11 protein-coding genes are annotated in these 8,643 nt (G+C 63.8%); 4 read left to right on the top strand and 7 right to left on the bottom strand.

Annotated features, from left to right (window positions below; genetic code table 11):
• The first annotated feature begins 49 nt into the window (after window positions 1-49).
• From Amac_RS39065 to Amac_RS39075, 3 genes are read left to right on the top strand one after another with little or no spacing between them, the layout of a single operon-like run.
• Window positions 50-859, top strand: coding sequence for a carbohydrate ABC transporter permease (locus Amac_RS39065; RefSeq protein ID WP_281356392.1), 810 nt, complete (start codon window positions 50-52; stop codon window positions 857-859).
• Between the two features lie 29 nt (window positions 860-888).
• Window positions 889-1,668 (top strand): carbohydrate ABC transporter permease, encoded by a 780-nt coding sequence (locus Amac_RS39070; RefSeq protein ID WP_281356393.1) that lies wholly within the window; start codon window positions 889-891, stop codon window positions 1,666-1,668.
• Window positions 1,669-1,671: 3 nt separating this feature from the next.
• Window positions 1,672-2,751, top strand: a complete 1,080-nt coding sequence (locus Amac_RS39075) for an ABC transporter ATP-binding protein (protein WP_155359459.1) — start codon at window positions 1,672-1,674, stop codon at window positions 2,749-2,751.
• Here Amac_RS39075 and Amac_RS39080 read toward each other — a convergent pair whose 3' ends face one another.
• The gene (locus Amac_RS39080) at window positions 2,752-3,306 is read right to left on the bottom strand and encodes a hypothetical protein (RefSeq protein ID WP_155359460.1); all 555 of its coding nucleotides are present in this window, start codon (window positions 3,304-3,306) and stop codon (window positions 2,752-2,754) included. It lies immediately after the preceding gene.
• Between the two features lie 203 nt (window positions 3,307-3,509).
• Between Amac_RS39080 and Amac_RS39085 the strand changes: the two genes are divergently transcribed.
• Complete coding sequence (locus Amac_RS39085; protein ID WP_155359461.1) at window positions 3,510-3,782, top strand: hypothetical protein; 273 nt, start codon at window positions 3,510-3,512, stop codon at window positions 3,780-3,782.
• A gap of 466 nt (window positions 3,783-4,248) precedes the next feature.
• Here the strand turns inward: Amac_RS39085 and Amac_RS39090 are convergent, their stop codons facing one another.
• The 6 genes from Amac_RS39090 to Amac_RS39115 form a co-directional block, all read right to left on the bottom strand.
• Window positions 4,249-4,929, bottom strand: a complete 681-nt coding sequence (locus Amac_RS39090; RefSeq protein ID WP_155359462.1) for an NPCBM/NEW2 domain-containing protein — start codon at window positions 4,927-4,929, stop codon at window positions 4,249-4,251.
• Between the two features lie 290 nt (window positions 4,930-5,219).
• Window positions 5,220-5,462 carry a DUF433 domain-containing protein gene (locus Amac_RS39095; RefSeq protein WP_246268999.1) on the bottom strand — a complete coding sequence of 81 codons (243 nt, stop codon included), beginning with the start codon at window positions 5,460-5,462 and terminating at the stop codon, window positions 5,220-5,222.
• 351 nt (window positions 5,463-5,813) lie between these two features.
• Window positions 5,814-6,122, bottom strand: coding sequence for a helix-turn-helix domain-containing protein (locus Amac_RS39100; protein WP_155359463.1), 309 nt, complete (start codon window positions 6,120-6,122; stop codon window positions 5,814-5,816).
• On the bottom strand, window positions 6,122-6,487 hold the full coding sequence (locus tag Amac_RS39105) for a type II toxin-antitoxin system RelE/ParE family toxin (protein ID WP_155359464.1): 366 nt from the start codon (window positions 6,485-6,487) through the stop codon (window positions 6,122-6,124). Before Amac_RS39105 ends, Amac_RS39100 begins: the two co-directional genes overlap by 1 nt.
• 214 nt (window positions 6,488-6,701) lie before the next feature.
• Window positions 6,702-8,102: an IS701 family transposase gene (locus Amac_RS39110; RefSeq protein ID WP_218041559.1), complete on the bottom strand. Its 1,401-nt coding sequence runs from the start codon at window positions 8,100-8,102 to the stop codon at window positions 6,702-6,704.
• Between the two features lie 189 nt (window positions 8,103-8,291).
• Window positions 8,292-8,643 (bottom strand): group II intron maturase-specific domain-containing protein (locus Amac_RS39115; protein WP_246269000.1); only part of this gene is annotated, 352 nt, incomplete at its 5' end.

Below are 8,643 nucleotides of genomic sequence, written 5' to 3' on the forward strand. Positions count from 1 at the left end.
GGGTGAGCGGCGGTTGGCGCTGTGGTTGTGTGCGCCGGCGACGATTGTCATGATCGCGGTTACCGGGTGGCCGATTCTCTACTCGTTTCTGCTGTCGTTGCGGCGGGCTGATCTGCGGTTTCCGGAGGATCAGGAGTGGATCGGGCTGGCGAACTACGCGACCGTGCTGGGCAATGCGTACTGGTGGACGGCGTTCGGGGTGACGTTGCTGATCACCGTGGTGAGCGTGGTGATCGAGTTGGTGCTCGGGATGCTGGTGGCAGTGGCCATGTATCGCACGGTTGTCGGGCGGGGGCTGGTGCGGACGGTGGTGCTCATTCCGTACGGGATCGTGACGGTCGCGGCGGCTTATGGGTGGAAATATGCGTGGACACCGGGCACGGGGTGGCTGGCGAATCTGCTGCCGGAAGGGACTGCGCCGCTGACCCAGCAGGGGCCCTCGATCGCGATCATCATTCTGGCCGAGGTGTGGAAGACGACGCCGTTCATGGCGTTGTTGCTGATGACCGGGCTGGCGCTGGTGCCGGAGGAGTTGCTGCGGGCGGCCTCGATGGATGGGGCGAATCGGTGGCAGCGGTTCACGAAGATCGTCCTGCCGTTGATGAAGCCCGCGATCCTGGTGGCGCTGCTGTTCCGGACGTTGGACGCGTTCCGGATATTTGACAACATCTACGTGCTGACCAATGGCGCGCAGAACACCAGTTCCGTGTCCATCATCGCGTACCACAATCTGATCGGCGGGCTCAATCTGGGCATCGGCTCGACCATGTCCGTACTAATCCTGATAAGCGTGGCGATCATCGCATTCGTCTTCATCAGGGTGTTCGGCGCCGCCGCTCCCGGAAGCGAACCCCGATGAAACTCAGATGGGGATTTATCGACGTATTGGTGGTTCTGTATGCGTTGATTCCGGTGTTGTGGATCGTGTCGTTGTCGTTCAAGGATCCGAGCACGATCACCGACGGCTCGCTGCTGCCGACCAAATGGACGTTGAACAACTACACCGGCATCTTCCGCAACGACGACTTCATCCGCGGACTGATCAACTCCATCGGCATCGGACTGATCGCGACATTCGTGGCGATGGTGTTCGGCACCATGGCCGCGTACGCCATCGCCCGCCTGACCTTCCCCGGCAAACGCCTGCTGATCGGCTTCTCCCTGCTGATCGCAATGTTCCCGCAGATCTCGCTGGTCACCCCGCTGTTCCAGATCGAGCGCACGCTCGGCCTCTTCAACACCTGGCCGGGGCTGATCCTGCCGTACATCACCTTCGCCCTACCGCTGACCATCTACACCCTGTCCGCGTTCTTCAAGGAGATTCCCACCGAGCTGGAACGCGCCGCCACCATGGACGGCGCCACCCCGTTCCAGGCGTTCTGGAAGGTCATCGTGCCGCTCGCCGTGCCCGGCATGGTCACCACGGCGATCCTGGCGTTCATCTTCTGCTGGAACGACTTCCTGTTCGCTATCTCGCTCACCTCCTCCTCGGCGGCCAGAACCGCCCCCGCGACGATCTCGTTCTTCACCGGGAGCTCCCAGTTCGAGGACCCGACGGGGTCGATCGCGGCCGCGGCGGTGGTCATCACGATCCCGATCGTGATCTTCGTGCTGTTCTTCCAGCGCCGGATCGTGGCCGGCCTGACCTCCGGCGCGGTGAAGGGATGAACGATGGCTGAAATCGTGCTCGACGGCGTGAGCAAACGTTTCCCTGACGGCACCACGGCGGTGCACGACATCAACCTGACCATCGCCGACCGCGAGTTCGTCATCCTGGTCGGCCCGTCCGGCTGCGGCAAGTCGACCACGCTGAACATGATCGCCGGTCTGGAGGAGATCACCTCCGGCGAACTCCGCATCGACGGCGAACGCGTCAACGAACGCGCCCCCCGCGACCGGGACATCGCCATGGTCTTCCAGTCCTACGCCCTCTACCCCCACATGACCGTACGGGAGAACATGGCGTTTCCCCTCACCCTCGCCAAGATGCCCAAACCCGAAATCGCCGCGAAAGTCCACCACACCGCGGACCTCCTCGACCTGACTCCTTTGCTGGACCGAAAACCCGCCAACCTCTCCGGCGGCCAGCGCCAGCGCGTCGCGATGGGCCGGGCCATCGTCCGCGACCCGAAGGCGTTCCTGATGGACGAACCCCTGTCCAACCTGGACGCCAAACTCCGCGTACAGATGCGCACCTCGATTTCCCGCCTGCAGAAGCGCCTCGGCACCACCACCGTCTACGTCACCCACGACCAGACCGAGGCGATGACCCTCGGCGACCGCATCGTGATCATGCAATCCGGCGTCGTCCAGCAGGTCGGCACCCCCCAGGACCTCTACGACCACCCCGCCAACCAGTTCGTCGCGGGCTTCATCGGCTCCCCCTCGATGAACTTCCTCCCCGCCGAGGTCCACCCCGACGGCCTCCACACGATCATCGGCACCATCCCGTGCGGCTCCCGCCCGCGCCTCCTCCCCCGCGAGGTCATCGTCGGCATCCGCCCCGAACTCTTCCAGGACACCCGAATCAGGCACGGCGCCTCGTTCACCGGCACCGTCGACATCGTCGAATCCATGGGCGCGGAAAAGCTCGCGTACTTCACCTTCGAATCCGGCGCCACCTTCACCGGAGAGGTAGTCGCCCGCCTGGATCCCAAGTCCCCCGTCCGCGAAGGCGAACTCGCCACAATCTGGTACGACCCGGCCGCGCTCCACATCTTCGACCCAACCTCAGGCGCCAACCTCACCTAGTCACACCACAGGTTCGCCGCTCCGCCGGGCTCGTGGCGTGACCGTGAGCCGACGCCGTACGACCGGAGCCGCGAACTCGGACCGCACCGACGCACGCTCCCGGCTCGGCGTGATCACCGGAACGACGTCCGGATGGAAGATCTCGCGGGTGTAGCGAGCCGCGATGCCATTGGTCGTGGTGAGGATCTCGCGCCAAGCGGAGATCCGGTGAATTCCGCCGGGCTCCCCCCAATACCAACGGCGAGTACCGACCCGAAGCACCTCATGCTGGTCGCGACGCGAGCCTGCTTCGCCATTCAGATCCACGTACGCGACGACCACCGCCGCCGAACCGTCGGCACGTTCCAGCCGAGACTGCCGCGCGGTCAGGAGCTCCCCTTCCGGAATGCCAAGACGTTCGCGAAGGTCACGGGGGATGAGCACGGCCGCAGGCTGTTTGCCGTGTTTCGTGGTCCTGGGACGTAATGGCTCGGTGACCAGTGCCTGGAGGAGCCGCACCGCGGAACCGTCATACTGGAGCACCATTCGGGTGACGGGAGTGTCGAGAGGATTCACGTACCACGACCTCAGGTCGATTCCGCTGCTAATTCCGGAGTATAAACGGAATTATTGACAGAATCTGTAAACGTCGCTGACAGCATGGGTGCACACAGCTTTCCCGCGTCCCACCCGGATCCTGGCCCAGCAGCCCCGTAGCGCCCGCGACGGATACGCGGGAGGATCTCCCCCAGACACCCTCGCCGACGGGACGAGCCGAGATGCCCACCGTTCCCAAAAACGCCGCCCGCATCGCCAGCTGGCTAGGCCTCATCGGCCAACTCTGCACCCTCCCCTTCTACGGCGCCAGCGGCCTCCTAGCCCCCACCTGGGCCATCACCACCCTCCTCCTCGCCTGGCTCACCCTCCTAGCCACCGCCATCTGGTCCGTCCGCCAAAACTCCCCCTGGGGCCTCCTCATCCCCTTCCTCTCCATCGCCCTCTGGTTCGCCACCATCTCCGCCGGCGAAGCCTTCCTCAACTGGAAGGCCTGACCGGCCAATGCTTAGGCGGAACCGCCCCCGGATCCACCACACGCAACCGACTGGACGATGTGGGATCAACGGCACGCAGAGTTATCAGGCGCTGCGATTCCGCCTCTTCCAATAACAACAACGCGGCAGCGCTGCGGCGACCGTCGCGATCGCAACGCCCGTGCCCACGAGCCCTTGATGCTTATGCGGGTACTCGATGGGATGCAGCCCCGGACGACGCGATGGCCGCGACTTCGCGAGGGCGCTGCATCTGCCGCCCATCATTGGTCACCACAACGTCAAGTCCCGCTCCCGCCGCAAGGGGATAGAGGCTTTTGTCGCGGATTCCCAACGCTGATGGCGTATAAGGCAGACCCCGCCCAGGACGCGGGCTGCGCCGTCCTGGCCTGGTACTGATCTGCAGGACCGAGGTGGCTACGCTTAAAGGACAAATTCCTGCGAATTGGAGACAGGTCTCTGGCGTCGACTACTTAAGAACGGGGTTGATCCACGCGACTGAGATGTCACCAGCCGTACAGTCTTCTGTGGTTACCGCCAGCTTGATCTGCATAGTGCTGGATAGATTGTCTATCACGAACTTCTTCATGTCCCCTAGGGTCACGTGCTCTGATCTAGCGGACTTCCCGTCGACAAAGACCTCGAATTTGGCAGTTATACCTGGGTCTGACTTGTCATCCATGGCCGCGTAGGCCGTGAAGCTCGTATACGCCCTGCCGAGGTTGTACCTAGCGTCAGTTGTATAGCATGGACCCTCAGCCACAAGTGCTTGTGCGTAGGGTTTACGCACAACATTAACTTCTCCCCCGGTAAATTCGGTTGCATCGATAGGAGGTAAATCTAGTAGCGACTTACCCTCGCCTACATCAACTGGCGGTTCAGTGGAAGGATGATCCGTAGGGGCAAGGTTGCCAGGCGTGGCTGCGACCGTAACGGTGGGGCCAGGGGCAGTAACAGTCACCGTCGCCGCAGAGACTGACGCTTCACCCTCCTTGACGCCAGCCTGCTGGCCTGTGAAGTAGCCCGTAATGGCAGCGGTTATGGCTAGGCCGATAGCGCCAATCGCGGCAACTACCACCTGCGTGCGGTCAATGCGCCGCTTATCAGGTGGTGTGTCCGATTCTGTCCGTTCCGGTGAAATATCAACCATTTCTCCTCCTTACCCCTCGGCCAATATAGCGATATAGCGCCTCCCGCACGAGCAGGATCAAGAATTCGCGAAATAGTGCCGTATGTGTACTTTCCCATCAGATTGACGGTTTCGTCGCTAGCGGGGACGCCGGCGTAAGCGGCAAGGCATACCTGACAGAGCAAGGCACATCCCACCCGGCGGAGTCGCTTCGGCCATCGAAAGGGCCAGCCCTGAAGGTCGAGCAAATGAACGATCTCGTGGGTGAGAATGAACGCCACGAGGGCTTTATGGAGCGGCCGCGGAACGTCTCATCCAGCAGCAGCCTCACGCGGCTCCCTGGGAGGATCGTAGGTGTCGACATAATCGGCGAAATCGACTGCGCTGCGCGCCGCCATCGCCGTCACGCTCGGGAAGTAGTCAGAGATCTTCTCGGCCGGGACCCCGTCCCGCAGTAACGCCGCGACCTCGTCATAGGGCACCCGAGTGCCCTGGATGACCCGCATCCCGCCACACACGTCCGGGTCGACGCTGACGTGCTCGCGGAGACGCAACAGGTCAGGAATATGGCGACCGTCCCCGATAGAACGGCCGCAGGACATCGACCATCTCATGCAGCACCAGGTGGGCACGGCGCCCTACAAGATCAACCGCCTGGTCGGGTTCCGCCAAGTAGATGGTGCCACCTCCCGCTCCGCCCGGCCACCGACTCCGTCACCCCATCACCCCAGATCTCCCCGCATGACGACGGCGCCACAGGCACCTGCGGCACCAGCGGCCTCGGTTGTTTCTCAATCCACCGGACCGCGGTCCAAGTAGCAAAAAGCATCGGCCCGCTGACACCGGGGCTGGGGCCGATCGCGGCGGAAGCGGCTTGGCGGAGCGCGTTCGCTACACCCTTGACATCACGCCGCGTGGGCCTCGAACCACATGGAGCCCACATCGTGGCCCGGGGTGAGGCGAACGTCCGCGTCGAGGGCGGCCGCCAGGTGCCGTAGCAGGGCCACAGTGGGTTCGGTCCCGCCCTCTTCGATGCACTCGATCTCGTCTTCGGTCATGTTCGCCCGTGCCGCGAGTTGGGCGACCGTCAAGCCAAGGGCGGTCCGCCGATCGTACAGAGCCTTGCCGAAAGCGAGTGCCTCCCGGATCGCGATGCGTTCGGGGTCGTCAGCCTGCACATCGGGGCGCGTCCAGCGGGTGTGGTAACCGGCCATCACACCTGCCTCTCAAAGGTCCCAGCGGCTGGGCCGTGATGATCCCGTTCGCAGATCTTCTGCGCTCGGACGGCTCGATCGATCTGTCTTTGGTCGTGCTGTTTGATCTTGCGAAAGACTGTGAGCATCACGATACTTCTGGTCGCAGTACACCAGTACGTTACCCGGACCGCAACGTCTCGAAGCCGGATCCGAAGTTCCCACACCGGTCCTTCCAGATGATCCGACCACGGGCCTCCAAGTTCGACGCCTTTCTCAGCCAGAAGACCTGCTACCTCATCCACCCTCTTGAAGTCGCTGTCACTGAGGGCGTCAAGCCAGTCACGAACCTCTGGCTCCAACTCGAACCTATACAGATCGCGCACACGGCCACCTTCAACGCAACGTACATTTCCGATTACCGGGGTGACGCTAGTGGAGCGGAGTCCCGTAGATCTTATGAACCGGAATTCCCGGAAACCGCTGCGCTCTTCTTATGTAACGAATGTATTGATTTCGGCCAATTTACTAATTCGAGGATGGTCCACGTTCGATAGCAGTGGCACCTGGGGTTACCGCTAGTACGGCAGCCGCCAATTGCTAGCTGACCAGGGCATTTCCTTGGTTTAGGCGGGTGCGGTGGTGGAACCAGCGAGAACGTGCCTGGTGGCGGCGTCGCCAGTTCAGCCAGCGAGCGGCATGGCCGGACGGGTAGCAGGGCTGGAGGGCGGTGGCAAGCAGGCGCCTGATCTCCGGGACCGTCAGCGGGATCAGCCCGGGATCGCCGGGCGGGGCCTGCTGGGGATGAACCGGCGGCGGGGCCTGGGTATCGGTGTGGTCCCGTAACTGGGCGGCGGTGACGGCGCAGATGGCCAGGGCGGCCATGACCAGCACGATGTGGCGCAGGACCGCGGTGTAGAGGCGTGCCTGGCACTGATCCAGCCCGAAGCAGTCCTTGCCGAACTCGAAATCCTCCTCGACCGGCCAGCGCAGCCCGGCGGCCCGGATCAGCCCGGTCTTGGTCAAAAGCCGCCCTTCGGGCACGTAGCAGTAGTGGAAGGCCGGCTTGCCGGTCTTGAGGTGGCGGCGGACCAGCAGGTGATGACGCGGTGAGGCGGTGCCGATCCACGCCCGGGCATACCACCGCTCGCCCTTGGAGCCCCTACCGGCGGAGCGGACCTCCCAGCACCGTTTGCCCTTGGCCAGCTGCTTTACCGCCTGCGCGCAGGTCAGCTTCGTTCCCGCGACCGGCGTGAGCATGAAACTGGAGGCGACCCGCAGCACGTAAGCCTGGCCGTTGTCTTCGAGGAACTCGCGCAGCTGGGTGCAGCCGCCGTACACCTCATCGCCACAGACGAAGTCGAAGACCAGGCCGTCGGCGTAGGCGTCCGCGCACAAGTCGATGGCCAGCTGGCCCTTGGTACGGAACTCCAGGTTCAGCGGGAGGCCCATGACCAGGGACTTCACCGGATCTTCGAGGTGCTCTCGCGGGATCCACTGCCGCGCGCCGGCCAGTGCGTGGCCGGTCCGCTCCCGGACATAGGACAGGTGCACCGTGTTGATGCCGTTGGCGATCCGGCCCGCGCATCCCATGTACTGGCGTTTCACCCCGGCCGTGAACTCGCCCTGCTTTTCCTGCCCGGTCTCGTCGATCGCTGCGATCACCAGGCTCCCACGCCGCCGGCGCCGCGCGGCCGTATCCAGTCCCTTCGCCGCGAACCGCCGGATCTCGCTCATCGCGGCGGACTCATCCCAGACCGCCCGGCTCAGCAGCCGCTGCGTCCGGTCCGGCGACCTGTCCCCGGCGTGCTGGGCGATGGTCCACCCGTTCCGCTTGGGCAGCTCGCTGACCAGGGCCGACATGTACTTTCCCGCGTGTTGCCAGGTCCCGGTCCGGGCAAAGCACGGCTTCAGCCGCTCCAGCAGCTCGATCCGTTTCCGGCGGGCCAGCCCGGCCCCTATCCTGGCAGCAGCAGCCGCCTTCGATTGTGTTGTCCTCACAAACACATGATCGTCAGGCGGCTGCACTCATGAGCGCAGACGGGCCGACCGACCGCCGTATCCTGCCAGGTAGAACCGACAATGGGGAGGGTCGGGGACTGGCGCGGTCCCACATGGTGCGGCCCGTTTCCAGTCCCCGCCCGTCAAACCGTGCATGCGGTTCTCCCGCACACGGCTTACCGACGTTCTTCACCGTCGGCGTTCGGCCTTCCCGCGCCAGTCCCGAAAGGGCCTGGGCGGAATAACGGTTCCATCGAGGCCGATCAAACCCAGGTGACTCGGCGAGAGCAGCACCTGTTTGATACCCCACCCCCACGAGTGACGCCGGTTGCCCTTCTTGGACAGCCATATCGCCAGTCGCATGAGAGCGAAGTTCCTGATCTGGCCAAGGACGCGGGCGGAGTTCCCGTAACGGAAATATCCGGCCCAGCCGCGCAGGAACATGTTCAAATCCCTGACGATGTCCTCCACCGGCATCCAGAGCCATTTCCGGCCGGTGAGTTCCCGGATCCGGTCACGGGCTCGTTGGACGGCCTTGCGT

Source organism: Acrocarpospora macrocephala (assembly GCF_009687865.1).
GTDB classification, from domain to species: Bacteria; Actinomycetota; Actinomycetes; order Streptosporangiales; family Streptosporangiaceae; genus Acrocarpospora; species Acrocarpospora macrocephala.

Excerpts from the sequence above, each read along its gene's own strand:
- Amac_RS39065 (WP_281356392.1), top strand. The coding sequence starts at position 50 with ATGATCGCGGTTACCGGGTGGCCGATTCTCTACTCGTTTCTGCTGTCG.
- Amac_RS39075 (WP_155359459.1), top strand. The coding sequence starts at position 1,672 with ATGGCTGAAATCGTGCTCGACGGCGTGAGCAAACGTTTCCCTGACGGC.
- Amac_RS39085 (WP_155359461.1), top strand. The coding sequence starts at position 3,510 with ATGCCCACCGTTCCCAAAAACGCCGCCCGCATCGCCAGCTGGCTAGGC.
- Amac_RS39090 (WP_155359462.1), bottom strand. The coding sequence starts at position 4,929 with ATGGTTGATATTTCACCGGAACGGACAGAATCGGACACACCACCTGAT.
- Amac_RS39100 (WP_155359463.1), bottom strand. The coding sequence starts at position 6,122 with ATGGCCGGTTACCACACCCGCTGGACGCGCCCCGATGTGCAGGCTGAC.